General features: G+C 62.1%; 29 protein-coding genes. 12 read left to right on the top strand and 17 right to left on the bottom strand.

All coding sequences use genetic code 11. The annotated features are described in order from the left end of the window. Nucleotides 1–2: 2 nt before the first annotated feature. Nucleotides 3–926, top strand: a complete 924-nt coding sequence (locus CQ12_RS09140; RefSeq protein WP_057834981.1) for an anti-sigma factor — start codon at nucleotides 3–5, stop codon at nucleotides 924–926. A 158-nt stretch (nucleotides 927–1,084) separates the two neighbouring features. Here CQ12_RS09140 and CQ12_RS09135 read toward each other — a convergent pair whose 3' ends face one another. Together CQ12_RS09135 and flhA are read right to left on the bottom strand one after the other, a co-directional pair. Next, entirely contained in the window at nucleotides 1,085–1,291 is a 207-nt protein-coding gene (locus tag CQ12_RS09135) for a hypothetical protein (RefSeq protein WP_057834980.1), read from the bottom strand. Nucleotides 1,292–1,620: 329 nt separating this feature from the next. Further along, nucleotides 1,621–3,756 (bottom strand): flagellar biosynthesis protein FlhA, encoded by a 2,136-nt coding sequence (gene flhA, locus CQ12_RS09130; RefSeq protein ID WP_057834979.1) that lies wholly within the window; start codon nucleotides 3,754–3,756, stop codon nucleotides 1,621–1,623. Nucleotides 3,757–4,336: 580 nt separating this feature from the next. Between flhA and CQ12_RS09125 the strand changes: the two genes are divergently transcribed. From CQ12_RS09125 to CQ12_RS09105, 5 genes are all read left to right on the top strand, one after another. Next, nucleotides 4,337–4,798 (top strand): hypothetical protein, encoded by a 462-nt coding sequence (locus CQ12_RS09125; RefSeq protein ID WP_157088087.1) that lies wholly within the window; start codon nucleotides 4,337–4,339, stop codon nucleotides 4,796–4,798. A gap of 121 nt (nucleotides 4,799–4,919) precedes the next feature. Beyond that, complete coding sequence (locus tag CQ12_RS09120; protein WP_083519202.1) at nucleotides 4,920–5,381, top strand: GNAT family N-acetyltransferase; 462 nt, start codon at nucleotides 4,920–4,922, stop codon at nucleotides 5,379–5,381. A gap of 120 nt (nucleotides 5,382–5,501) precedes the next feature. After that, nucleotides 5,502–6,059, top strand: coding sequence for an AAA family ATPase (locus CQ12_RS09115; protein WP_057834977.1), 558 nt, complete (start codon nucleotides 5,502–5,504; stop codon nucleotides 6,057–6,059). A gap of 270 nt (nucleotides 6,060–6,329) precedes the next feature. After that, a complete protein-coding gene (locus CQ12_RS09110; RefSeq protein WP_057834976.1) occupies nucleotides 6,330–6,818 on the top strand; it encodes a hypothetical protein in 489 nt (162 codons plus the stop codon). 528 nt (nucleotides 6,819–7,346) lie between these two features. Beyond that, a complete protein-coding gene (locus CQ12_RS09105; RefSeq protein ID WP_245309814.1) occupies nucleotides 7,347–7,841 on the top strand; it encodes a hypothetical protein in 495 nt (164 codons plus the stop codon). 182 nt (nucleotides 7,842–8,023) lie between these two features. Here CQ12_RS09105 and CQ12_RS09100 read toward each other — a convergent pair whose 3' ends face one another. From CQ12_RS09100 to CQ12_RS09080, 5 genes are all read right to left on the bottom strand, one after another. Further along, complete coding sequence (locus CQ12_RS09100; protein ID WP_057834974.1) at nucleotides 8,024–8,491, bottom strand: hypothetical protein; 468 nt, start codon at nucleotides 8,489–8,491, stop codon at nucleotides 8,024–8,026. After that, nucleotides 8,488–8,676 (bottom strand): hypothetical protein, encoded by a 189-nt coding sequence (locus tag CQ12_RS09095; protein WP_057834973.1) that lies wholly within the window; start codon nucleotides 8,674–8,676, stop codon nucleotides 8,488–8,490. Before CQ12_RS09095 ends, CQ12_RS09100 begins: the two co-directional genes overlap by 4 nt. 261 nt (nucleotides 8,677–8,937) lie before the next feature. Then, nucleotides 8,938–9,735, bottom strand: a complete 798-nt coding sequence (locus CQ12_RS09090; protein WP_057834972.1) for an enoyl-CoA hydratase/isomerase family protein — start codon at nucleotides 9,733–9,735, stop codon at nucleotides 8,938–8,940. A 45-nt stretch (nucleotides 9,736–9,780) separates the two neighbouring features. After that, nucleotides 9,781–10,593 (bottom strand): amidohydrolase family protein, encoded by an 813-nt coding sequence (locus CQ12_RS09085; RefSeq protein WP_057834971.1) that lies wholly within the window; start codon nucleotides 10,591–10,593, stop codon nucleotides 9,781–9,783. A 38-nt stretch (nucleotides 10,594–10,631) separates the two neighbouring features. Beyond that, nucleotides 10,632–11,528 (bottom strand): helix-turn-helix transcriptional regulator, encoded by an 897-nt coding sequence (locus CQ12_RS09080; protein ID WP_057834970.1) that lies wholly within the window; start codon nucleotides 11,526–11,528, stop codon nucleotides 10,632–10,634. Nucleotides 11,529–11,869: 341 nt separating this feature from the next. On the opposite strand from CQ12_RS09080, the gene CQ12_RS09075 reads away from it, so the two are divergent. Then, on the top strand, nucleotides 11,870–12,136 hold the full coding sequence (locus CQ12_RS09075) for a hypothetical protein (RefSeq protein WP_057834969.1): 267 nt from the start codon (nucleotides 11,870–11,872) through the stop codon (nucleotides 12,134–12,136). Between the two features lie 440 nt (nucleotides 12,137–12,576). Here CQ12_RS09075 and CQ12_RS09070 read toward each other — a convergent pair whose 3' ends face one another. After that, the gene (locus CQ12_RS09070) at nucleotides 12,577–13,008 is read right to left on the bottom strand and encodes a hypothetical protein (protein ID WP_057834968.1); all 432 of its coding nucleotides are present in this window, start codon (nucleotides 13,006–13,008) and stop codon (nucleotides 12,577–12,579) included. Nucleotides 13,009–13,316: 308 nt separating this feature from the next. Here CQ12_RS09070 and CQ12_RS09065 point away from each other — a divergent pair, with 308 nt between their 5' ends. Further along, on the top strand, nucleotides 13,317–14,159 hold the full coding sequence (locus CQ12_RS09065; protein ID WP_057835001.1) for a GNAT family N-acetyltransferase: 843 nt from the start codon (nucleotides 13,317–13,319) through the stop codon (nucleotides 14,157–14,159). A gap of 100 nt (nucleotides 14,160–14,259) precedes the next feature. Here the strand turns inward: CQ12_RS09065 and CQ12_RS09060 are convergent, their stop codons facing one another. The 4 genes from CQ12_RS09060 to CQ12_RS09045 all read right to left on the bottom strand — a co-directional run bounded on the left by CQ12_RS09060 (nucleotide 14,260) and on the right by CQ12_RS09045 (nucleotide 16,708). Next, complete coding sequence (locus CQ12_RS09060) at nucleotides 14,260–15,306, bottom strand: AI-2E family transporter (protein WP_057834967.1); 1,047 nt, start codon at nucleotides 15,304–15,306, stop codon at nucleotides 14,260–14,262. Nucleotides 15,307–15,420: 114 nt separating this feature from the next. Beyond that, on the bottom strand, nucleotides 15,421–15,717 hold the full coding sequence (locus CQ12_RS09055; RefSeq protein WP_057835000.1) for a copper-binding protein: 297 nt from the start codon (nucleotides 15,715–15,717) through the stop codon (nucleotides 15,421–15,423). Between the two features lie 23 nt (nucleotides 15,718–15,740). Further along, nucleotides 15,741–16,202, bottom strand: coding sequence for a cupredoxin domain-containing protein (locus CQ12_RS09050; protein WP_057834966.1), 462 nt, complete (start codon nucleotides 16,200–16,202; stop codon nucleotides 15,741–15,743). A 92-nt stretch (nucleotides 16,203–16,294) separates the two neighbouring features. Continuing rightward, nucleotides 16,295–16,708, bottom strand: coding sequence for a hypothetical protein (locus tag CQ12_RS09045; RefSeq protein WP_057834965.1), 414 nt, complete (start codon nucleotides 16,706–16,708; stop codon nucleotides 16,295–16,297). A gap of 167 nt (nucleotides 16,709–16,875) precedes the next feature. On the opposite strand from CQ12_RS09045, the gene CQ12_RS09040 reads away from it, so the two are divergent. Continuing rightward, nucleotides 16,876–18,075: an MFS transporter gene (locus CQ12_RS09040; protein WP_430642196.1), complete on the top strand. Its 1,200-nt coding sequence runs from the start codon at nucleotides 16,876–16,878 to the stop codon at nucleotides 18,073–18,075. 36 nt (nucleotides 18,076–18,111) lie between these two features. Beyond that, the gene (locus CQ12_RS09035; RefSeq protein ID WP_057834963.1) at nucleotides 18,112–18,522 is read left to right on the top strand and encodes a hypothetical protein; all 411 of its coding nucleotides are present in this window, start codon (nucleotides 18,112–18,114) and stop codon (nucleotides 18,520–18,522) included. Between the two features lie 3 nt (nucleotides 18,523–18,525). Here the strand turns inward: CQ12_RS09035 and CQ12_RS09030 are convergent, their stop codons facing one another. The 3 genes from CQ12_RS09030 to CQ12_RS09020 all read right to left on the bottom strand — a co-directional run bounded on the left by CQ12_RS09030 (nucleotide 18,526) and on the right by CQ12_RS09020 (nucleotide 20,510). Next, nucleotides 18,526–18,930, bottom strand: coding sequence for a DUF4864 domain-containing protein (locus CQ12_RS09030; protein WP_057834962.1), 405 nt, complete (start codon nucleotides 18,928–18,930; stop codon nucleotides 18,526–18,528). A 262-nt stretch (nucleotides 18,931–19,192) separates the two neighbouring features. Then, nucleotides 19,193–19,972, bottom strand: coding sequence for a crotonase/enoyl-CoA hydratase family protein (locus CQ12_RS09025; RefSeq protein ID WP_057834961.1), 780 nt, complete (start codon nucleotides 19,970–19,972; stop codon nucleotides 19,193–19,195). A gap of 49 nt (nucleotides 19,973–20,021) precedes the next feature. Then, nucleotides 20,022–20,510, bottom strand: coding sequence for a tautomerase family protein (locus CQ12_RS09020; RefSeq protein ID WP_057834960.1), 489 nt, complete (start codon nucleotides 20,508–20,510; stop codon nucleotides 20,022–20,024). Between the two features lie 111 nt (nucleotides 20,511–20,621). Here CQ12_RS09020 and CQ12_RS09015 point away from each other — a divergent pair, with 111 nt between their 5' ends. Continuing rightward, complete coding sequence (locus CQ12_RS09015) at nucleotides 20,622–21,233, top strand: TetR/AcrR family transcriptional regulator (RefSeq protein ID WP_057834959.1); 612 nt, start codon at nucleotides 20,622–20,624, stop codon at nucleotides 21,231–21,233. A 12-nt stretch (nucleotides 21,234–21,245) separates the two neighbouring features. Here CQ12_RS09015 and CQ12_RS09010 read toward each other — a convergent pair whose 3' ends face one another. After that, on the bottom strand, nucleotides 21,246–21,503 hold the full coding sequence (locus tag CQ12_RS09010; protein ID WP_057834958.1) for a DUF1127 domain-containing protein: 258 nt from the start codon (nucleotides 21,501–21,503) through the stop codon (nucleotides 21,246–21,248). Between the two features lie 150 nt (nucleotides 21,504–21,653). Here CQ12_RS09010 and CQ12_RS09005 point away from each other — a divergent pair, with 150 nt between their 5' ends. Then, a complete protein-coding gene (locus CQ12_RS09005) occupies nucleotides 21,654–23,210 on the top strand; it encodes a winged helix-turn-helix domain-containing tetratricopeptide repeat protein (RefSeq protein WP_057834957.1) in 1,557 nt (518 codons plus the stop codon). Nucleotides 23,211–23,325: 115 nt separating this feature from the next. On the opposite strand, the gene CQ12_RS09000 is transcribed toward CQ12_RS09005, so the two are convergent. After that, a complete protein-coding gene (locus tag CQ12_RS09000; RefSeq protein ID WP_057834956.1) occupies nucleotides 23,326–24,921 on the bottom strand; it encodes an ATP-binding protein in 1,596 nt (531 codons plus the stop codon). Nucleotides 24,922–24,929 lie beyond the last annotated feature (8 nt).

Genomic DNA, 24,929 nt, shown 5'->3' with positions numbered 1-24,929 from the left:
CGATGGCCTATAGCGAAGACCATATCGCGCTCGCTGCGGAATACGCGCTCGGCACTCTCGATGCCGACGAGCGCGCGCAGGTCGAGACCATGATGGCCGTCGACACTGAATACAGCGCGCTCGTCCACGCCTGGGAATTGAGGCTCGGCGTGCTGAACCAGATGGTCGGCTCGGTCGAACCGCGGCCGGTCGTGTGGGAAAACATCAAGGCCGCGATCGGACATTCGACAGAGGCGAAGGCGCCGCTGGTGCTGCCCCAGGCGGAGCAGCCGGCACCGCCGCCGCCTGAGCCTGCGGCCGAGCCCGTGGTGGCTCCCGTAGTCGCCCAGGCGGCGCCGGCCGTACAGGACAATACGATCGCGGACCATGCGAACGTCATCCAGTTGGCGGGCCGCGCGAGGCGCTGGCGCAGTGTCGCTTCCGTCGCCACCGCGCTTGCCGCGGCGCTGGTCGGGATGCTGGCGGTACAGGTCTATCGGCCGGAACTGCTGCCGGACGGGCTGCGGCCGAAGCCGCGCATCCAGATCGTCGAGGTCAAGACGCCGGCCCCATCGCCCGTGCCCTCGGCGCAATACGTTGCGCTGCTGCAGCGTGACGCCGGCTCGCCCGCCTTCATCCTGACGGTCGACGCCGCAACCAAGAATTTTACCGTCCGCAAGGTCGGGGCCGATGCCGAGCCCGGCAAGAGCTTTGAGCTTTGGCTGATCTCCGACAAGTTGCCGCAGCCGCGCTCGCTCGGCGTGATCGGCGGTAGCGATTTCACAGCGCGCCCCGTGCTCGCGGACTATGACGCCGGCATGATAAATTCCGCGCTCTTCGCGGTGACCGTCGAGCAGGCCGGCGGATCGCCCGATGGCAAGCCGCATTCTGCGCCGGTCTTTACCGGCAAGCTGATCGAGACGGTGCCGGCTGGTGCTCCGCGCTGAAGGTAGCCACGCGCATCTCTGCATCCCCGACAAAAAGAAAACGCCCGTGGGGAGCGGGCGTTTTCGCAGTCAACTTGGGGGTAGTTGGGGTCTTGATTATCCACACGGCGACTTTGGGGGGCTGTAAAGAGCCGCGTGAATTCCGTGAAATTTCTCCTCTAGCGTACGACTGAGTTGCCTGAACTCGTAATCACGACCGGCTTACCGGCCTTCATCACGCGCGTGCTCGCGGTCTGGGTGAGACCTTCATCCGAGGTCGTGCGTGCGGAGATGCTGAACCCGGCGACCACGATACCTGCCACGAGTGCCACAACCACGATCTTGAGATGAGTCGTGCGATCTGCGCTGTAGATCGAGTGGTTCATGGAAGTCTCCTGCCGCCTTCCTGCCTACGGATTTGTTGGATGCGTCCGCAGGTTGGTTCAATGTCTCGCGTCAGGAAACGTAGGAATCCGCCGTTCAGTTCCAAAGAGGCGATCACAAGGCGGTGAAAAGACTTGAACAGGCGCGAGCAAAAGGAACGCCCACGGCCGGTGAAAATGAACGATTGTTTATGTATTCCAGCATCTTGTATCAGGCGAAGCGCGGGCAGCGCGAAAATCCCGCCGATTTTCCTGATTCTAACAAACCGTTTGCATGTGGCGAAATCACCTCGCCATTTTCACCGCTGATTTGCTCCGCCCCGCCGGTATCCCTAGATGCTGCCGACCGTCTTCAGCCGTGCGCGCGGATGGATTTCGGCTTGCGACAAGACGGTGGTTTGCGAACGGAAGCGTTCGATCAGCGAGCGCACGAACGGGCGGATCGCAGCAGAGGTAACCAGCACCGGCGCTTCGCCCTCGCGTGCCGCCTGCTCGAAGGCGTTGCGGGTAGCGGTCATGAACTCCGACAGCTTGGACGGCTGCATGGCGAGGCTGCGCTCCTCGCCCTGGCCGACGATCGATTCCGCGAACGCCTGCTCCCATCGCGCCGACAGCGCGATCAGCGGCAGATAGCCGTTGTAGGTGGTATTCTGCGCGCAGATCTGGCGTGCCAGCCGGGCGCGGACGTGCTCGACCATGATGGCGGGGTTGCGCGAGAAGGCGAGCGCGTCGGCGATGCCTTCAAGGATGGTGGAGAGGTCGCGGATCGAGATCCGCTCGGCCAACAAGAGTTGAAGGACGCGCTGGATGCCCGATACCGTGACCTGGCTCGGCACGATGTCCTTGACCAGCTCGCCCTGTTCTTTCGGCAGGTCCTTCAGGAGCTTCTGCACCTCGCCATACGAAAGCAGGTCGCTCATGTTGTTCTTGAGCAGCTCGGTCAGGTGCGTCGACAGCACGGTCGCCGCATCGACCACCGTGTAGCCCTTCAGTGAGGCCTCTTCCTTCAGTGCCGCGTCGACCCAGGTTGCGGGGAGGCCGAAGGTCGGCTCGACGGTGTGGATGCCGGGTACGCCGACCTGGTTACCGGCCGGGTCCATGACCATGAACTGGTTCGGCCAGATCTTGCCGGAGCCGGCGTCCACTTCCTTTATTTTGATAATGTACGTGTTGGCCTCGAGCTGGACGTTGTCGAGGATCCGCACCGCCGGCATCACGAAGCCCATCTCGATCGCGAGCGAGCGGCGCAGCGCCTTGATCTGCTCGGTCAGGCGGTCGGTACCATCAGGCCCGTTGACCAGCGGCAGCAGCGCATAGCCGAGCTCGATCTTGAGGTCGTCGATCTTGAGCGCGGTGGCGATCGGCTCTTCGGCCGCAGCCTGGGCGGCAGCCGCGGCGGCGTCGGGCGCGGCGGCTGCGGCGGCTTCCTGTGCCTTGACGACCTCTTTGTGGTTGCGCGCCTTCCAGGCCAGCGCGGCGGCGCCGCCGCCCAGCGCGAGGAAGGGGAGCATCGGAATACCCGGCAGCAGCGCCAGCACCAGCATCACGCCGGCCGACATGCCGAGCGCCTGCGGATAACCCGAGAGCTGCTTCATCAGCGCCTTGTCGGCCGAGCCGGTGATGCCGGCCTTCGAGACCAGCAGGCCCGCGGCGGTCGAGACGATCAGCGCCGGCACCTGCGTGACCAGGCCGTCGCCGACGGTCAGCACGGTATAGGTGCGGGCGGCGTCGCCAAAGCTCATGCCCTGCTGGGCCACGCCGATGATGATGCCGCCGACGATATTGATGAAGACGATCAGAAGTCCCGCAATGGCATCGCCGCGGACGAATTTCGAGGCGCCGTCCATGGCGCCGAAGAAGCCGCTTTCGTCTTCCAGTTCCTTGCGGCGCGTCTTGGCGGTCTTTTCGTCGATCAGGCCGGCGGAGAGGTCGGCGTCGATCGCCATCTGCTTGCCGGGCATCGAGTCCAGTTGGAAGCGCGCCGCGACTTCGGCGATGCGCCCCGAACCCTTGGTGATGACGACGAAGTTCACGATGACCAGGATCGCGAACACGATAATTCCGATCACGAAATTACCGCCCATCACGAAATTGCCGAAGGCTTCGATGACGTGGCCGGCCGCCGCCGTACCCTCATGGCCATGCGACAGGATCAGCCGGGTCGAGGCCATGTTCAGCGACAGCCGCAGCATGGTCGAAATCAGGAGCACGGTCGGAAACGCCGAGAATTCGAGCGGCGCCTGGATGAACAGCGAAGTCATCAGGATCAGGATCGACACCGTGATCGAGATCGCCAGGAACAGGTCGAGCACGATCGAGGGCAGCGGGACGATCAGCACCACCAGGATGATGAGGACGCCGAGCGCCAGCGCCAGATCGCCGCGCTTTAGGATATCGCCGATTTCAGCAAGGCTCGGAAACTTGCCGCCCTTGCCTGCGCCGCCCTGACCAGCCGTGATATCGACCATGGTAGCCGCTTCCCCCCGCGACTGACGCCCGCGGGCGCCATGCGTCTTCGCGGCGGCCGAAGGGCCGCCGGTTCGAAAGTGAGGTACCGCACTGGCGTCCACGGGGTTCCTCCCGTTTTACGCGGCCGACGACACTCGACTTCACCCGGCAATATTTGCCGGGTGTATGGTTAGCAAAGGGTTAACGGGGGTTCCTTGCCCGTCATTCCGGGGCGGCGCGGAGCGAAGAACTACGATGTGCAAGCGCACATCGGAGAATCTCGCACCCCATACCGGCAGCAGGCACGCCGCGGTCTATCAGTCGGAGCCCGTAGGATGGGTGGAGCGCAGCGATACACATCAACCACGTGCACGGGATGAGGTCATGGGTTTCGCTGCGCTCTACCCCATCCGACGTTGCTGACTGCTCGATCCTCTTCGCGGGTGTCCTCGCGCGGCGCAGTTGTGATGCTTGCGATCATCCGACGGATGTTTTCGCGAAAGCGGTCGATAGCGCCTCAATGGTCAGACGGTGAGCCGCCGACAGATCACTAGAAACCGTGTAACCTTATGACGGAGACCGTGACACAGAGGGGGCCCGATGCATGGACTACACCGCCCGGCCACGCACTGTGTGCACTTCGTGCGGACCGACACATCCAGCCAATTTCTGGAAGAGCAAGTTGGGGCTGCCAGGAAGGTCGGCGTCAAATTCGCTTACTGGAATTATCTGGATGGCGGAAGAGAGTCGGCCACTCTCGCCGATCCTCTCGGCGCGGTGCTGGGACTGGAGCATGTCCCGTACGGCCGCCATTCATGGGTTCAGTTCCTCGATGATCTCATCACGTTGGCTTATCGATATGACGGCTTGGTGATCGTCGTTGATCGCGCAGACGTTCTCGTCACGGAAAAGAGCGACGAGATGTTCGATCTCATGGAGGCATTTCTAACTCAATTCCATCATTGGTACGATCAAAAGAAGCCGTGTCATCTTTGCTTCCAGATGGTGGAAGATGAACGTCTGGCGAGCTTTTTTACGCGCGAAGCGGAGTTGCGGGGATAGTTCGCATGATGGGTTTCGCTGCGCTCTACCAACCCCGCGTACTGCGTAATCTCTCGAAAGCCGCCGCCTTCGTGTATGGCGTTGGCCTCTACCCGTTCATCGTGCCGTTGAGACGATGCCGATGGCCATCACAGCTAGACCCGTCGCAGAACACGATTTCAAATTGATCTGCGAGCACCGCGAGCGGATGTTTGCCGAGTCCGGACGTACGCGCGAAGCGCTGCGGCCGATGACAGCAGCTTTCAACCAATGGCTTGCACCACGGCTTGGCGACGGCAGCTACTTTGGCTGGATGCTCGAGGAGGCGGGCGTGGTGATCGCCGGCCTCGGCATGATGATCATCGACTGGCCGCCGCATCCGAACCATCCGGCCGACCATCGGCGCGCTTACATCCTCAACGTCTTCGTCGAGCCCGAACATCGCGGCAAGGGACTGGCTAAGCGGTTGATGGCGCTCGCCGAAGCGAGGGCGCGCGAACTCCGCGTTGGCTATGCGATCCTTCATTCGACCAAGCAGGGCAGGCCGCTGTACGAAAGGTTAGGATGGGGGCCGACGAGCGAGATGGCGATCCGGTGGGAGTAAATGCGGGGTCATGTGCTTGCGAGCGAAGTCTGGTGGAAAGCGGACGTTCAAATGCGCTGGACTTGCCAAGCCGCCCGGTGCATTGGACGCCCTGAGATCGAAATTGGAAGCCGAGGTGGCATGCAACTGTTGCTGATTACCGGGCCCGCCGGCGTAGGTAAATCGACGCTGAGTTGGGAAATGAGTGCCCAACTCGCCGCAGCCCAAGTCGCGCATGCCGTTATCGAGACCGATGAACTCGATAGGGTGTTCCCGCGTCCCGATACAAGCGAGCTTGATCGAATTCAGCCCGGCACGATCGACGTCAGCAGCATCAACCTGGCTGCGATCTGGTCGACATACCGGGCCTTGGGACACACGCGCCTGATCATGTCGGGAGTCATGATGCACCTGCATTTTGACAAACGATGGATACTTTCCGCCATACCCGAAGCGCGGATTACGGTAGTTCGCATGCAGGCTGCCGAGCCTACGCTGTTGGCACGACTTGCGCAGCGCGAGATCGGCTCTGGGGCAGACGAACAGGCACAGCGCTCGATTCGGCAAGCAAGGCGCATGGCAAGCGAAGATGCCGAAGGCATCATCGTTCTAGCGACGGACGGCAAAAGGCCTGCGGAACTGGCAGAGATCATTCTTCGGAAAACTGGCTGGCTCAATATCGGCGGTCAGCCAGCGTAGCCCGGATTTAGTCGCACGCAGGTGGGTGGAGCGAAGCGAAACCCATCAATCACATGCGTAGAGAGATGATGGGTTTTGCTTCGCTCTACCCATCCTGCTCACTGTCTCCGTATTGCCAAAGCGAACGTTCGCGCGTCGGGAACATCCGGGCCGACGTTAACCCTGTCGGCAAACAGGCTCTACGTGGATCGAGTTGTTACGTGAACCGCCGCCAAGTTGCCGCATTAGACCGGAGAATTTTCACCACCACTGAACAAGTGGAGAAGCATCATGCTGAGAATGGTGTTGGTGGGCCTCCTCATCCCATTGGGTGTAGGAATACTCGCGGCAATGGAACTCAGAACGCCGGTGCGTAGTGCGGCAGCGGTCGTCGAGCCCGCTGCCGAGACAACCGTAGGCATTTCCGATTCACATGCTGCGTTGGCGAAGGCTGATCGACTTGAAATTGCCGCTGCGAGCAGCGAGGCCCCCGCGCAGCCTGCGCCAGTCGACGAGCGCAGTTCTCCGTTGGAGGAAATCAGTGTCGGTTCTTCGGAGCCCCCGATGGTCGTCCGCCATCGACACGATTCCAGATCAAAGGATTCCAAATCAAAGAAGATCACTACCGTGGCACATCCCAAGTCGAAACCAGAGATCATCGCTATCAAGCGAACTGCTGTTTCTGAGCGGCGAAAGGCCGCCGGCAACACCGAATCCTGCCGGCTAAGTGCGTTCGGTGGGTTACGCAAGGCTTTGAATTCAGTCGACTGCGAAATCTGATTCATTGGAACGGCTTCGGTCTGAGGTGCCGCAGCGCATGGGATCAGTTCCGCCACATCGATGCAACGTGACTTACCGAGTTTCTATGACCCATCGAGATTCGAGATCAACAAGAAGCTATCTTGCACGCGTTCCGCGCGGCTGCGGATGGGGACCACGATGTTGTTATCCGGATCAGAATGAATCCACCGCCTTGCCGGATTTGAGCCGCATTGTGACCGAGGTCGCGGCCAAAGGTCGTGCGGGGGAGGGCACAACATTGGGATTCTCATGTCCGGTCATCTGCGATTTTGCGTCGCCGTTCTTGTGCTTCTCGCGGGTCTCCCGACTTCGCCTGCGTCTTCGAATCCTCTTGCAGACTTGTTCAATGTCTCTCCTCCCCAGACAGCCGCTGAGCCTGCTCCCGTGGAGAAGGAGAGGGAGTGCTTGCCACGGCCCGGTACGTCGACGGCGGAGGGTCAACGCTGGGTCTATCGTACTGAGGGGCGCCGCAAATGCTGGTTCCAGGCTGCCGAGGAGACCGCGCCGGTGAAGCAGGTTCGTCGCGCCGCGAAGCCTCGTGTCGCCGTTCCCGAGGAGAATGAGGTCGCGCGGCGCGACAAGGCGGTCATGGATGCGCGTGCGGAGATGCTGCGCTCCGCACCGGCGGAAACGTCTCAGCCGACGCAGCCCGCTCCCGAGCTCAACGTGGTTGATGCCGCTTCCGCCCCGGCTGCGGGGGCCGCGGCCACCGTGCCGCCGGCAGCCGTCGACAACCGCGCGACCGATCAACTCACGCCCGACCACCCCGCGCCGCGCCGGCTCGACGCGGAGACGCTTCTGGCAGCCGCCCCGGCCCCAAGCGACGCCGTTGCCGTTTCCGCACCTTCAGCCACGCCGGTCGCCTCTCCCATCGCCGAGGCGGCCGATGACGGTCGGGACTCGACGGCAACCTGGGTTGGCGTGCTGCTGATGGGGCTGGGCCTCGCCTCCGTTCTGGGGTCGAGCCGGACCGTTCGAGAAGCTGTGCTGCTGCGCGATTGATGCGAAGTGCAGTGGCTGTCCTATGCGGGCATCGGGATAAGGCAGGCGCGTTGAAGTGCAGTTGATGCCGCGCGCGAAGAGGCAATGGGTATCGCTTTCGCTCCACTCATTCTGCGCGCTCAGCAACAGAGATCAGTGGACAGAAAAGCTGAAGCGAAAACGGCGCGCAGCAGATCAACTTTTTAACGACCTAGAAGCCAGATCCTTCCGCTCCATAACGCATCAAAGGTCTCGGGGATGTAATTCGGCGTCCGCGCTTGCACGGCTTCCTCCGGTGCCCAATTTTGCACGGCTTCCTTCGGCGCCCAGGCCTGCGCGTCCAGTGGATTGAAGCGCTTCTCCGGGACGATGTTCGCGACATCCCTGTCATCTTTGCGCGACGGTTGCGCGGACACGGCCTTGGGCAGCACGTCCTTAGGTGACGGTTGCGGGGACGCGCCCTTGGGCCATTCCAACAAGGCTTTCGAATATCCCGGCTTGCCTTCGTACCAGCACTTTCGTCCGTCGATGAGACGATACGACCACCATTTTCCGTTCTGATTTGACGGCATCGCGGCGCTGCATTGCTGTTTTGCTTCCACCTCGGGCATTCCCAACAACAGCGCCGCAACGAAAGCCGTCAGAGCCATTGATGAAAGCTGCTTGCTCATTTGGGCGCCTCGAAGCAACTGCGCTGCTGCAAGCGGCTCACAGCAGCCATCACATCGGGTCGTTCGAGAACTTCCACCAGCTTGTCGAGGATACGCTCATTGTTCTGAGGACGGGGTAGCAGATATTCTTCCAGTATGAGTTGGGCCTCGCCAATTGCCTGAATTGCCAATTGTTGATCGGTCATACGCGTTACTCACAAAGCGCCCCGCGAAAAGAAAGAAGGCAAATCAAGACTGCATTTGGGTTTTTCCCCGTTTTTCTCGAAAGTTCCATCAATTTTTGTTTCAGTGTCGGTCGAAGTCCGGCCGTTTAGCCCGGCATTGTCCGCAGGATCAGTGCGTCGGTTAGGTTGCATGTAGGATGGGTGGAGCGTAGCGATACACATCAATCGCGTGCGCAGATGGAGGATGGGTTTCGCTGCGCTCTACCCGTCCTACGCACCGCCTTAGACCGGCAAAGGCCACGTGATCTCCCGGCCTTTCAGCTCCCGGTAGCGCCGTGCATGAGCCTGGATGCTTCCCGGATCGGACATGCCGCGCGACAGCCAATCCCGGTCGAGGCGACCGGCCTGGTCGATGGCTGCCATGGTGGTTGCCTGTAGCGCGCGCTTCGAAAAGGCGTAGGCGGTATAGCAATCCGGCGGCACCAGCGCGGCCCAGGCGACGGCGGCATTCAGCAATGCATCCGGTGCGGTCGTCTCTTGAACAATCCCCGATCGGCTGGCGGCAGGGAGATCGTAGATCTGACCGAACAGGGTCAGCTCGAAGGCCGCGCGCGGACCGACGGCGTGCTTGATGATTTCGCAATAGACCGCCGGCATCGGGATGCCGATCGGCACCTCGTTCAGCGAGAATTGCAGCGGGCCTTCAGCAGCTATGCGGTGATCGCAATCCAGCGCCGTGATCAGCCCGCCGGCATAGGCATGACCGTTGATGGCCGCGACCGTGGGCCTCGGGTACGTGAACAGGCGCAGGTTCGTCGCGCGGTAAGCCTCGAACCAGGCGTCGATTTCCTTCAGCGAACGGCTCGCGAACAATGGAAAGTGATGGTCCAAGTCGAGGCCGGCCGAGAATGCCGCGCCCGATCCGGTCAGGACGACGGCGCAGTCGGCAAATTCTGCTTCGAGGCGGTCGAACGCGGCATGAAGGTCGGCGAAGAAGGCCGGGTTTTGTGCGTTGACCTTGTTGGTGTTCATGGTCACCACGGCCACGTGAGGGTGCCGGCGGTCGATGGTCCACGGCATCGGGTCTACTCCGCTGTTCAGGGTTGCGATCGGAAGAACAAAGGGTCAGGCGAGCTTGAACAGGCGCCGCGCGTTATCAGCGAGAAATGCGGACCGGGCGGCTTCGCCAAGGTCGAGTCGTTCAAGCCCGGCGATACATTCGCCTGCGGGCCAGAACGGGTGGTTCGATCCGAACAGAACCCGATGCCTGCCATTGTCCCGCATGTACTCGACCAGCTCGGATGGATAGCGGCTGGCCTTGTAGGCCGACGTATCGATGAAGACGTTCGGATACTTCATCACCAGCGAGAGCATCTCGCCCAGCCAGGGCACGCCGATGTGGCCGCCGAGAATGCGAAGCTCGGGGAATTCCAGCGCGACGCGATCGAGATAGGGAATAGGCCGTCCCGGCTCCGACTCGCGCAGGGGCCCTGCATGTCCGACCTGCGTGCAAAAGGGAATATCGAGCTCGCAGCACTCGGCAAACAACGGGTAGTAGCGGCGGTCGTCCGGCGGCAGGCCCCAAAGCCAGGGCAGAACGCGTAACCCCTTGAAGCCGTCGCGCTTCACCCTGAGCCTCAGTTCACGCACCGCCTCCATGGGACGAAAGAGATCGACGGATGCAATGCCGACGAAGCGATCTGGATATTCCCGGCAGTAATGTGCGACTTCGTCGTTACCGATCATTGGGCCGTTCGGACCGTACCAGGCGCAGAGCATGCCGACGGAAACGCCGGCGCGATCCATCTCGGCAACCGTATCCTGGATGGGAAGCGCCTTCTCCGACCACTTGCCGGGTCGCCACCGACGCAAGGAATCGAACATCGGATTGCCGATCCACCCCGTATTGGGATGCTGCATCCAGGCATCGATGATCATGTCGGATCTCCCGAAGCGAACGGCGGAGGAGACGGCGACTAGGTTCGATGGCGCGTCCGTCTCTTCAAAGGTGAATGGGCCGTGGCCTCGAACGGCCACACCGCCATCCTTAGGCGCGCAGATGGGCCGGCGTCTTGAAGAAATCGGACAGCCCGCGCGTGACGTCCGAGCCATGTCTGCTTGAATGCACCGGGCGAGACGCCGGCGTGCCGTTGAAACTCCCTGGTCAGGTGAGCCTGATCCGAGAAGCCCAAATTGAAGGCGACCAGTGACAGGCCGGCATTCCGGGTCGCGATTTCGTAAACCGAACGACGGAAACGCTGGACGGCCAGGAAGCGCTTTGGCGCAACGCCGGTCGATGCCTTCATCCGCCGGTGCAGCGTGCGCACCGAACCGCCGACGTGACTTGCAAGACGGGCAACCCGGTCGTGCGGTGTATCGAAATAGTCACGGCTCGCGATCGATCCGTGTCGGGTCTGCCGGGAGAGCGCGAGCAGCACCTGATCCAGGGGCGCAAGGATGGCGAGGGACGATGGGCCTTCACTGATGACGCGCGCCAGGGAATTTTGACACGCGACGATCACGGGGTCTTCGGCGTGCAACGGATAGGGCCAATTCGGTTTGAACTTGATGCCGATGATCCAGCCGAAAAACGCCCGGTCCTTCCTTCGATGCGCAAAGTTGGGTTCGTTCACAACCACCTTGCCGCTGCGCCCGAGACCAGGCGAAGCCGGTTCTCGAATGCTGAAGGTGAGCTCCCTGAAGGGCGAGGCGAATGCCAGGCGGTTTGCCGTCAGTCGCCCGCAATCCTTCAGGACGTAGATCGAATCCACAAGACGGCTGTGACTCTCCGGCGGGGCGAACTCCGCATAAAAGGCCGATCGCGCGAACAGCCGTTCGCCATCCTCGTCAGCCCGCGAGATCTGGTTCGCCAATGCTTCACCCCTGCTGGCAGATGCGCATCTTGTAGGCTTCAGTGCACAGGATGGGAAGAGCGAAGCGAAACCGAGCTGCGTGCTGGCTTGCTTAAGCCCGCAAGGATTGAAGCGATGGTGGCCTGCGCACCGCAGATAAGCGCATCCAGAAATGATCGTGCGTGCAAGCGCGCTACCGTGGTCGTTTCTGTCGGCCCCGGTCCAAATTGTTCCAGCGGAACGTTGCTTTAGTTACGGGAACTGCGTGCCCTGAAAATCGATTGTTTGTGGGCTGACCAGCATCTCGCCCTATTGGAGGCAGGGCAATCGGACGGCTCGCGCTTCTACGGGAGCACTTTAAAATGAAAACATTTCTCAAGGCCGTCATCTGGATTGCGGCCCTAGTCGTAGGTCTTGTTTTTTGGAATGTTACGCCCGACTTTCGACCGCTGGTCTCTTCGATTCTGGCGGCGGCATTCGTCTGCTACGTGTTGTCTGTCATCGTCGAAGTCACCGTCAAGCGCGTCATATCGAACGAACAAATCGAGCTTCGTAGCCGTCTGGAAGTCCTGGATCGCAAGGTAACCGCAATCCTGCGGGAGACGTTTGAACGACGCCACCTTCGATAACTGGTTTGAGCAGCGGCGCGCGCTGACAATAAAGCTCTAGCGGCCTGCATCGTTGGCGTAAGGCGCCATGATGCCTGGCAGCTTGCTTTGACGGTACTCACTCAAAAAGCAGTAAGACCAGTCCACTGCTGAGTGCTGTCAGCCAGATTAGCGAGACCACGAAGGGGACATCGTGATGCGTCATGCTCATCGACCCAGCGAAAGGCCGCCCGATCCTACGATCCCGCAGCCTCCAGGTTTACAATCAATTGCGAAGTACAATTGCCAAGTATTATTTCGACTCGCTTGATCTCGGATAATACACCAGCGGCGGGCGTTTGCCTTCACAAATGATAAGGTTCTTGGGAAAAAGCGGCAGACTCGGCCGAAGGTCCAGGGGGCGTCGGCTCGAGATTCCGACCGACGCCCCGAGCGGCAACGAACCCGTGTGAGCCGTCAGCCTAGTCGCAATACGACCACCTGCCATAGCCGTCGTCGCACCGCGCCCGGGCGCGGTAGGGCACGGGGAGCGGCGGCCGCGGCGCGTATTCCAGCGCATAGTCCTGGTCCTGCGCGTAGTAGCGCTCCCGAGCGTAGTAACGCGCGGGATAGGCGGGGGCGCGTTCGACATAGGTCGGCTGCGCGGGGTAGCCGTACTCGCCATAGACCGCGGCCGGTGCGCGGTAGGCGGGGGGCGGCGTTTCGTAAGAGCGATAGCCGTAGCCGGGTTCGGCATAAGGCGCCTGGCGATAGGCCGCTCCCGGACGCACGTAGATATTCGAGGAAGGCGCGTAAACGCCGCCCGGCGCCACGTAGACGGATGACAGGTCGCTGGCCGCGGCAGGCGCGGAGCACAGGGCAACAATGGCCAGCGCGAGCGATGATCGGTACATGTGTGAAGCCTCCAACTACTCAAGCCGCGCCAGCCAGCACGGTTAATTTTCGCTAAACAAATCGCAGGGCGCAATGATATTTTGCGCGAAGAAGTGTGCCATTTCTGGACTGCACACACATTTGCGTTCGTGTGTTCAGGAGCTGCGTGGCGCGATCAAAGGAGTCAGTGCGTGCAAGGTGCGTATTGTGATTCCACTGCTAGCAACGTCATTGCGAGCGAAGCGAAGCAATCCATCGCGCCACAAGCGGACAAATGGATTGCTTCGTCGCTTCGCTCCTCGCAATGACGGCTGAAGGACCGACCGTCATGAACGACTTCACCATCCGCGCCATGCGCCCGAACGAAATCTCCCTCGCCATCGACTGGGCCGCGGCTGAGGGCTGGAATCCGGGGCTCGCTGATGATGCCTGCTTTGCTTCCGTCGATCCCGAGGGTTTCCTGATCGGCGAGCTCGATGGCGCGCCGGTCGCCACCGTCTCCTGCGTCAATTACGATGCGCGCTTTGCCTTTCTCGGCTTCTACATCGTGCGCGCGGATCTGCGCGGCAAAGGCTACGGGATGCGGATATGGAACGCCGCGATCGCGCATGCCGGCGCGCGGGTGATCGGGCTCGACGGCGTGGTGGCGCAGCAGGACAATTACAAGAAGTCCGGCTTTCAGCTCGCTTACGCCAACATCCGCTATGGCGGCATGGTGACGGCGCCTGACGCGTCGCGGGCGGGTGTCGTTGCCCTGAGCGGCGTTCCGATGGAGGCGATCGAGGCTGACGATGCGACGGTGTTTCCGGCGCCGCGGCCTGCGTTCCTGCGCGCCTGGATCGGTGCGCCCGGGCATGCCGGTTGCGCGGTGATGCGTGATGGCGGTCTTAAGGGATGGGGCGTGATCCGGCCGTGCCGGAAGGGTTTTAAAATTGGACCGCTGGTGGCCGACGATCGCGCGAGCGCGGAGGTGGTGCTGTCGGCCTTGATCGCCGAGGTGGGCGGCGGCGAGATTTTTCTGGATGTGCCTGGTATCAACCGCGAGGCGATCGCGCTGGCGGAAAGTTTTGGGCTCGCGCCGGTGTTCGAGACGGCGCGCATGTATACGGGCCCGATTCCACCGCTGCGGCTGGAGCGGGTGTTTGGGGTCACCAGCTTTGAATTGGGGTAGGGAATGTAGGATGGGTCGAGCGTAGCGAAACCCATCATTCCCTGTCGCGGAGACGCGATGGGTATCGCTGCGCTCCACCCATCCTACGCGCTCGCACGGTCTATGCGTCCCGCCGCGATGCCGAAAAGATCTCCCAGCTCACCATGAAGATCGCCGCGATCAACGGGCCGATGACGAAACCGTTGAGGCCGAAGACTTCGATGCCGCCGAGCGTCGAGATCAGCACGACGTAATCCGGCAGCTTGGTGTCCTTGCCGACCAAGAACGGGCGCAGCACATTGTCGACAAGGCCGATGACCAGCACGCCATAGGCGATCAGGCCGAGGCCTTGCCAGATCGCGCCGGTGGCGAGGAAGTAGATGGCGACGGGGAGCCAGACCAGGCCGGCCCCGACGGCCGGCACCAGCGACAGGAACGCCATCAGCACCGCCCATAGCAGCGCGGCGTGAACGCCGAGGAACCAGAAGGCGAGGCCGCCGAGCATGCCTTGCGCCATCGCCACCAGAATGCCGCCCTTGACGGTGGCGCGGACGACGTCGGCAAAGCGGCTGAACAACGCGGCCTTGTGGTCGGCGCCGAGCGGAACGGCGTCCTTGATCCGGTCCGCCAGCGCCTTGCCGTCGCGCGTCAGGAAGAACAGCAGATAGAGCATGATGCCGAGGCCGATCATGAACTCGAACGTGTTCATGCCGATGCTGAGCGCCTGCGGCGCCAGGATCTGCCCGCCCTTCATCAGGCCGGACGATAAGGTCTCGCGCAGCCCGGAGAGATTGGTCAGGTTGAACCGCTCCAGCCAGCCCATCGCCCAGGCCGGCAGCGCATCGAAGATGCGCTGGATGTAGCTTGCGAGATCATATTCGCCGGACTGGATTTTGCCGAACAGGGAGGTGGCTTCCTGGACCAGCGAGGTCGCGACGATGGCGAGCGGCAGGATCACGATGGCGATGGTGAGCAGGACCGTCACCACCGCTGCGAGGTTCGGCCGGCCGGGCATCGTGCGCAGCAGCGCGCGGTTCACCGGCGCAAAGATGACGGCGACGATGATCGCCCAGAGGATGGCGCCGTAGAATGGCTGCAGAACCCAGGCAAAGGCGAGGGTGACGGCAAGCAGCAGCAGCCGGAAAACCTGGTCGTCAATTCGTCGCACGGGCGTCTCGTTGGTTGGTTTTTCGGCTGTGCCGTTCGTTCGGGCACCGCGGCTGATGGGCTTTGCTTGCGCTCAGCCCATCCTACGGGGTTGTGGCGCGATGTCGAGGAGCGCTCACCGGCTCTTCTGGATCTTCGTCACCGTATACGCGGCGTCGGTTTTCTCGGCCTCGAACTCGACCTTGTCACCGACCTGCACCTCCTTCAGCAGCGCGGGGTCCTTGACGCGGAACGCCATGGTCATGCTCATGTCCATGCCGAGGCTCTTGATCGGGCCGTGCTTGAGCGTGATCTTGCCGGCGGCCTCGTCGATCTTCCTGACTTCACCCTGGACGGGTTCGGCCTGGGCGCAGGCGGGCAGCAACGAGATCGCGGCGACCATTGCGGCCGCCAAAGTCTGCATCGTCTTCATCGTCATCTCCTTGGCCTCGTTGTTCACTTCACCGTCACCTTGCCGATCATGCCGTAGTCGCGATGATCGGGGATCAGGCAGGAATATTCGAACGTGCCGCGTTTGGTGAACTTCCAGAGGATCTCCGCCGATTTCGCCGGCTTGAGACGTACGCCATTGGGATCGTCATGCTCCATATGCGGGTGCTTCTTCATCTCCTCGGCGTGCTTCAGGTTTTCCTTCGTGGTGGCGAGCAGGAATTCGTGGTCTTCCTTGCCGACATTGCGGATCACGAAGCGGATCTGCTCGCCGCGCTTCACTGGGATGCGCGAGGGCGTGTATTCCATCTCGCTCATTTCAACTTGAATCGTGCGCGAAGGTTTCTTCGGGTCACCGGGCTCGCCGGCCGAATAGGTTTCGCGGGTGGGCTTGTCGTGGCTCTGCGCCGGCTGCGGCACGATTGAAGCGGCCAGCAGCGCAATGGCTGTCGTCATGATGGGTTTCATTGAGCTCTTTCTTGTTCGCTTGGAATGCGTCGCGTGGACGCGTGATCGTGCGCGCGCGGATGCGCGCGGCTGCCGGGATCATCAGGTCGGGATCAGGCGATGGGGGGACGATAAAGCCGCGGCGGCACCTCACCCGGCGGGCGCCAGGAATTTTCGGAGACGCAGACAGAGATCGGCGGCGCGGGCCTGGCAATGGCGGGCAAATCGGCTGGAAGCGCCGACAGGCAGAGCATGGCGCAGCATGGATTTGGCGCATCCTTGCCGTCATGTTGATGCTGTGCATGCTCTTGCTGGCTGTTGCCGGCGTCGTGGTGTGCATGCCCCGCATGGTCCTGGTGCGGAGAGCCGGCATGCATGTGCAGAGCCGCGGCCGGTTCGACCTTCAGGCATGATGCGGCATCGCCGAGCGCCAGCGCGGCCCCGGGGGCCAGCACGCAGAACAGATAGAGCAGGGCGGCAAACCACCCTGATCCGGCGCGCGCAGGTCCCTTCAGGCGAACGAACATGGCGGCAAACTAGAGGCGATGGCTGATTCAGCCAAGGCCGCCGCCTTACCTACCCCCACCACAACTGCATGCCCAATATCGCGGCAATGTGGCTTGACGTTAGGCGATTTGCCCCCGAAGTTGCGGTCGCCGTGGCAATTTCTTCTGAACTTTCCAAAGACTCCGACCTGTTTGTTCCCGACTCGCGCCGGGCATGGACCCGGCTTGCCGTGGCCGTGCTGATCGGTTCGCTCGGCAGCGTCGGCATGTGGTCGGTGGTGGTCGCGCTGCCGGTGGTGCAAGTGGATTTCGGCGCGAGCCGCGGCACTGCATCGCTCGCCTTTACAATGCTCATGCTCGGATTCGGCTCCGGCGCGGTGCTGACCGGCAAGATCACCGACCGCTACGGCATCGTCACCGCGATCGGGCTCGGCATCGGCATTCTCGGCCTCGGCTATGTCGTTGCGGGCATGTCGACCTCGATCTGGCACTTCATCCTGGTGCATTTCGCCATCGGGCTGTCGTCGTCGGCGACCTTCGGGCCGCTCATGGCGGAGGCCTCGCACTGGTTCGACCGCTACCGCGGGCTTGCGGTCGCTGTCGCCGCCAGCGGCAATTACATCGGCGGCGCGATCTGGCCGCCGCTGGTGAATTTCGGCATCGAGCAACTGGGCTGGCGCACCACCCACATCGCGCTCGGCATCTTCACCGCGGTGGCGATGACGCTGGCGCTGATCGTGTTGCGGCTGCTGATGGGGGCGGGCGGCCAGCGCGACCATGAGAACGCCGCCCCGCCGCGCGTGGACTTGCGGATCTCCACCAATGCGCTGACGGCGATCCTGTCGCTCGCCGCGATTGCCTGCTGCGTGGCGATGTCGATGCCGCAGGTGCATATCGTCGCCTATTGCAGCGATCTCGGTTATGGCGTGGCACGCGGCGCCGAGATGCTGTCGCTGATGCTGGGGTTCGGCATCATCAGCCGCATCGGATCGGGCTTTCTCGCCGACAAGATCGGCGGCATCCGTACGCTGCTGATCGGCTCGGTCGCACAGGGCACCGCGCTCCTTTTCTACCTGTTCTTTGACGGCCTGACCTCGCTCTATGTCATCTCCGCGATGTTCGGACTGTTCCAGGGCGGCATCGTGCCGAGCTATGCCATCATCGTGCGCGAAGCGATGCCGGCTTCGGAGGCCGCCACGCGCGTGGGCATCGTGATCTTCGCCTCCGTGTTCGGAATGTCGTTCGGCGGCTGGGTCTCCGGCGCGATCTTCGACGCGACGGGCTCGTACATGGCAGCGTTCGCCAATGGGCTGGCGTGGAATGCTCTGAATATCGGCATTATGCTTCTGCTGTTGATGCGCGCGCGGCAGCGGCTCGCGATGGCGTAGAGGTCGATCCATCAACTTTGGCGCGGCAGCGGGATCATGGCGTTCGCGATCAAGGCCGAAATCCACAATCCGCGGGCGAAGATGTTCTCGTTCATCGCGCAGAAGACGATGTATGGCGGCAAACATATTGCCGACGGCGACACGATATTCGTGTTCGCGAGCGAAAACGAGGGCGGGCAGGGGCTCATTGCGTGCGGCGTCGTCACTTCCGCCGATGCGGTTGCGAAGAAGCGTGGCGTCGCCAGGCAAACGCCGCGTGTGAGCGTCGCCATCAAACGCACCGCGCTTGCAAGGCGCCCGCTGGGACGGCGCGAACTCAGGGGATTCACCGACTGGAATGACGGCCGGCCCGAGAGCGAACTCAATTTCAAATTCTATCGCCAGGCCACGAACAAGATCGTCGGCATCTCGGACCAGACCGCGGAGTTCCTCGGTGAATTCTTCTAGCGACTAGACCGCCTGCCCCGCCTTCAACAACGAACATCCTGTGATCTTCAGGCTGCCGTCCGGCTGCTGCTCCAGCGTATACATCGCCTCCCAGGCTTCGCCATTGTCGTCGACAATATGGACGCGCTGGGCGATGCGGCCGCCGGCTGAGCGCGCTTCGCCGAATTCAAAACTCTTGTGGCGGTAGACCGGCGCATAACCCTGGCGGACCATCTGCATGAAGATATCGGCCTGCGGGAACAGCTGCTTGATCTCGGGCGCGGCATGGGAATAGGCGGCTGCGGCATCGTCGCTGGCAAAGGCTTGCTCCTGGGCGCGGATCACGCCCTGGGCCGTGGCGACGTCGTCGGCGAAGGCCGGTGCGGCGAAGCCGAGCATGAGGGCGAGAAGCAGAACGATGGCGCGCATGATGGTGCTCCGTGATCGATGCCCACCAGATACGTTCTACACCGCAACCGGTTTCCTGTCCGCAGCGTTTGGGACGCGGGAAGCTGGAATTGCACGGTCACCCGTCGTTCGGGGCAGTCCTGTGTCCGGCCACGCCATTACGGATCGATCGTGATCTCGATCGTCGCCAGCTCACCGAAATGCGCGCGAACTTGCTGGCCGGCGTGCGCCGGCACCCTTGCCCTCCCGGCACAGCACCTGGAAAGAGGCTTCATGATCGCGATCACCGCCCCTGAAATACCGCGGCGCGCCGCTCGATGAAGGACTGAATGCCTTCGCGCGCGTCCGCGCTGCCGAGCACGCGTTCGCGGACTTTCGGAATGTAGGCGATGGCGGCGGCTTCGCCCTGCTCGACATATTTCAGGGCCGCTTCCTTGGTGACCTGGATGCCGAGCGGCGCATTGCCGGCAATGATCCTGGCAAGCGCCATCGCGCGCTCGACCTGCTGGCCGGCCGGCACCACTTCCTGCACCAATCCGATCTCTTTCGCGCGCACCGCGGTGAACTCGTCGCACAGGAACAGATGATACATCGCGTTGCCCCAGCCGGTGCGCGACAGGAAGCGGAAATGCGCGCCGCCGAGCGGGGCGATGCCGCGCCTGGATTCCATCTGGCAGAAGCGGGCGTCATCGGCGGCGACGACGATGTCGCCGGCCAGCATCAGTTCGATGCCGATGGTGAAGACGATGCCCTGCACGGCGGTGACGATGGGCTTCTTGCAGCGCTTCTGCAGCCCGAAGACGTCGACATTGCCCTCCTTGAAGTTGCGCTTCTCGGCGTTGGGGCCAAAGAAACGGGGCATGTCGAGGCCGGCGGTGAAATCCTTGCCCTCGGCGCAGATGACGCCGACCCAAAGGCTCTCGGTGTTGTGCAGCTCTGTCAGGGCGTCCGACAATTGCTCCATCATCGCCGGCGAGAACGCGTTCTTCTTCGCGGGATTGTCGATGATGATCTTGAATATGCGATCATGGGTTTCGGTGCGGATCGTTCCTTCGGCGCTCATGGTCGTCCTCTTGAAATGTTTCTGGAATGTTGGTTGCGATCGGGTGTCGTTATCGTTCGTATTTGACAGCGAGCGCGGTGCGGATCGCCGCCGCCCGCTCCGGCGAGAAATGCGATGCGCCATGTTCGAGCAGGTCGACGAACGACAGCACGCCGCCGCGCGATCCCCAGCTACCTTCCTCGATGATGCGGAAATTGATCCACCAGGCCGGCGAGGGGGCCTTCATCCCGCAAGCCTCCGCCAAGGCGGTGTGGATGTTGCGGATGACGGTGGCGCGATCCTCACGCGTCCAGCAGCAGTCCATCACCGCGACATCGATCAGCATGACGTCGCTTGGTCTGTCCGACAGCAATTCTCCGCCATGGGCGATCATGTCGAGCGGCCGCTCGGCAAAATGCACCTGATAGCCGCGGCGCGCCTCCGGCGTGAGCTTGCCGACCTCCGGCACCAGCACGGCATCGGTCAGCGTCTTTGCCAATACCCGCCGCTGATCGGCGTTCAGCCGACCCTGCGGCGTCATCACCTGGATAAACGTCATGGCGTACTCCTCCGGTCGGTTTCGATTATGACGATCGTCATAACTTCACAGGGGTCTGGCTATGTCAAGTGTCATATTGTAGGATGTTCCATCCCGCCGGAGAGGATCCCGATGACGTCAGATACCCGCGCCAAGATGGTGGCAGGCGCTGCCGACCTGATGAGCCGCCGCGGCGTCAACGCCACCAGCATGCGCGAGGTGGTGCGCCATACCGCCACGCCACGCGGTTCCATCAGCCATCACTTTCCGCGCGGCAAGCAGCAGCTGATCGAGGATGCGGTGGTGTTCGCAGGGAGGCAGGTCTCAGGGCCGCTGGAGCATCTGGTGCAGTCGCGCGGCGCGATTGCGGGACTGCGCACCTTCATCGCGCTATGGCGCCAGACGCTGGAGAAATCGAAGTTTCAGGCCGGCTGTCCAGTGCTCGCGGTCGCGGTCGAGCAATATGTCAACGACGCGACGGAGAAGGACGGCGCGCCTGATGAAGCCGCGCAGCAACATCTGCTCGATCTTGCCGACGGCGTGTTCGCCGACTGGCAGCGCATCATGTTCACGGCGCTGCGCCGCGAGGGCGTTGCGCCCGCCCGCGCGCGGCGGCTGGCGGCGCTCGTCATCGCCTCGACGGAAGGAACGGTCGCGATGTGCCGCGCTGCGCGCAGCGCCCAGCCGCTCGAGGACGTCAGGCAGGAGCTCGAACTGGTGCTGTCGAGCGCGCTGGCGAAGTGAAGCCGAGATGCATCACATCCGGGTCCCGATGTCAGACATCCAGCGGAGGGGATCTAGCGAGATTGAGCGGTTTGAGGCGACGTAGTCAATCTCGCCCCGTGTGATACCAATGTCCGCAAGCTCGCTGTCCGTCAGCCGACACAACTCGGCTCGCAGCTTCTCGCGTTTGCGCCACGCCTGAAATGCATTCCAATATGCTTCGAGAGGACTGTAGACCTGCCGCTTTGCGGTTGCCGGTCCCAGCTCGGTAAGCCCGTGGATCGTGCTCATTGCGGTATGTCCTGTCTGGACTGCCTGACCAGCCAGAATTGCCGCAAGATGCGCCGGCGCGCTTAACTGGCGGCTTACATTTCCCTTACCGGCAGCTTATTCTTCGTGCCTCGGGGCTTTCGACGTGTGCCCCCAAGAAGGAATGGCAACGTGCGCTATCTCTTCGAGGATTACACGCTTGACATTGAAAAGCGTGAACTGCACCGCGGGCCGGATGCGGTGTCAATCACACCGCAGGCTCTTGACCTGCTCGATTACTTGATTCGAAACAGGGAGCGCGTCGTCAGCAAAGACGACCTCATTAGCGCCGTTTGGAATGGACGCATTGTATCGGATGCCGCGTTGACGACGCGCCTGAACGCCGCCCGGAATGCGATCGGCGATTCCGGCGAAGAGCAGCGCCTTCTCAAGACGCTGGCGCGGAAGGGCTTCCGTTTTGTCGGGCAAGTGCAGGAAGAGCGAAGCGGCGCAGCGCCCGACAACCGGGCAGAACCGCCGAAAATCTCCCTGGCGCTGCCCATGAGGCCTTCGCTCGCCGTCCTCCCCTTCGTCAACCTGAGCGGGGATCCGGAGCAGGAGTATTTTGCCGACGGCGTCGTGGAAGACATCACGATGGCGCTGTCCCGCTTTCACTGGCTGTTTGTGATCGCACGCAATTCGAGCTTCACCTACAAGGGCCGAAGGGTAGACGTAAGGCAGGTCGGGCGCGAGCTCGGGGTGCGCTACGTACTCGAAGGCAGTGTGCGCAAGGCAGGAAATCGCCTGCGTATTGCGGGACAGCTTATCGACGCCGAAACTGGAGCACATCTGTGGGCTGATCACTTTGATGGTGCACTCGAGGACATGTTTGATCTACAGGATCACGTGACTTCCAGCGTGGTGGGTGCGATCGCACCAAAGCTGCAGCGCGAGGAAATCAAACGGGCAAAGCGCAAGCCAACTGAAAATCTGGATGCATACGACTATTACCTGCGCGGGCTGGCCAGCGCAGGTCGGTGGACCAGGGACGCGAACGCCGAAGCACTCCGGCTCTTTTGCAAGGCCTTCGAGCTCGATCATGGTCTGGCCTGCGCCTATGGTATGGCCGCGTGGTGCTACGTGCGGCGGAAAGCGCGTGGTTGGATGGATGAACGCATTCAGGAAAGTGCGGAAGCCGTGCGGCTGGCTCGGAAGGCGGTGCTGCTGGGGGAAGATGACCCTATCGCGCTGTGCATGGGTGGATATGCACTCGCCTTGGTAGCCCGTGAGTTCGACGACGCGGCGGCGTTCATGGATAGGGGACTTGCGGTAAATCCTAACTTGGGGCGAAGCTGGATCCTTAGTGCGTGGTTAAGAGTCTGGAGAGGTGAGCCTGACCTGGCGCTCGAGCACGCTGCGCACGCCATGCGCTTGAGCCCACTCGATCCTTCCACATACGCCATGCATGGGGCCATGGCCTATGCCCATTTTCTCGCAGGCCGCTATGACACGGCGTCGTCATGCGCCGAAAGCTCTCTGCGCTTCAACCCGAATTTCCTGCTGGCCACATGCGTCTTCGCAGCGAGCAACGCCGTCGCGGGGCGACTTGACCTGGCACAACGAGCGATATCGCGAGCACTCGAAGATGATCCCGGCTTGCGCGCTAACAATCTGAGAGATTTGTTTCGTCGAGAGGAGGACTTAGCCACCTTCGCCAAGGGTCTCCGCAATGCGGGCCTTCCCGGTTAATCGTGATGCCTCATGGTGACCGTGAACCAGTTGGCTGACGCCGATGGCTCGGCCCCTGCCTTGGCTGACCTTTCTCCAGGGCAACAAATGTAGTCGTTGCCACCGTTGAAAGAGCTCACGATGCCAGCGCGGTTAGAAGCATCCGCGCGAGGTCGGCGCTGACATAGGGTTTCGGCAGCAGCAGAACGCCGGCATCGAGACGGCCATGATGGATGAGGGCATTCTCGGCATAACCGGAGGTGTACAGCACTTTCAGCTCCGGGCGCCTTTTCACCCCCTCGGTTGCGAGCTGGCGGCCATTCGCGCCACCGGGGAGCATGACGTCCGTGAACAGCAGGTCGATGCGTTCGGGTCCATCGATGATTGCCAGCGCTTCGGCAGCATTGGCGGCGGCGAGCGTGCGGAATCCGAAGCGGGTGATTTGCGCCACGACGTATTCGCGGACCAGCGGGTCGTCCTCGACAATCAGGATAGACTGGTCGCTATGTTCGCCCGCATATCCGCCGGTCCCGGCGACCGGCTCCTCCGGGCCGCCACCCGTGGCCTGCGGCAGATACAGCTTCACGGTCGTGCCGTGGCCTTCTTCGCTGTAGATCTTGATATGTCCGTTCGACTGCTTGACGAAGCCATACACCATGCTGAGGCCGAGCCCGGATCCTTTTCCGGCCTCCTTGGTGGTAAAGAATGGTTCAAACACCTTTTCGAGCAGGTTGTTCGGGATTCCATCCCCGGTGTCACTCACGGCAATCATGACGTAGTTGCCCGGCCTGACCTCGCTGTTCAGGCGAGCGTAGTTCTCGTCGAGCACAACATTCTTGGTTTCCAGCGTCAGCTTGCCGCCATTGGGCATGGCGTCACGCGCATTCAGGGCCAGGTTCAGCATCGCGGTCGAGAGCTGACTGGGATCGATCAGCGCCGGTGCGGAATCGTGCGCCAGCATCGATTCAATTTCGATGTGCTCGCCAAGCGTCGGTCGCAGCAGGCCCGCGGCATCGATCACCAGCGCATTGACGTCGGTATTGCGCGGCTGCAGCGGCTGTCGACGGGAGAACGCCAACAAATGCTTCGTCAGCTCGGCCCCCCTTGCCGCGGCCCCGCTGATCAGATTGGTGATCTGAACGAGATGCGGACGATCCTTGACGGCATCGCTGAGGATCTCGATGGTCCCCGTGATGACAGTCAGAATGTTGTTGAAGTCATGCGCGACGCCACCGGTAAGCTGGCCGATGGCCTCCATCCTCTGCGCCTGCTGGATTTTGGATTCGGTGGCCTCTTTCTCCTCAAAACGCTTGACCATGGCCTCGGCCTCCCGGCGTTGCCTGACTTCCTCCTCGAGTGCGGCATAGGCATTCGCAAGCTGAATGCGCGTGGGCAGCACCAGGATCCGCGGCAACGCCAGCAGTAGAACTGCCGTGATCGCGACCGAGATCAGCGCCAGGACAGCTTTGATCAGGGCCTCGATTTCGTAGGCCGGCACCCACACGGTGTAGATCGAGAGCAGGCGGCTCACGCCGGCGACCGCGACGAAGATCGCGAATATCAGAAATACGCGCCGGAACATCAGCTCGCGGTGGCGCCGCCACACGAAGAGCGCGAGAACGAACGCCGTAGCAAAGAAGGCGGTGGCGAGCATCGCGTCGGAAACGACATTCAGCCAGATCAATTCCGGCTTCCACAACAGGCACGCGCCGTGCTCGGTGAGCTTTGACATGTGGAAAG

Origin of the sequence: Bradyrhizobium jicamae, from assembly GCF_001440395.1 — a bacterium.
GTDB classification, from domain to species: Bacteria; Pseudomonadota; Alphaproteobacteria; order Rhizobiales; family Xanthobacteraceae; genus Bradyrhizobium; species Bradyrhizobium jicamae.
Note: the sequence above shows the minus strand (reverse complement) of the source record. Positions and strands in the feature narration are given on the sequence as shown.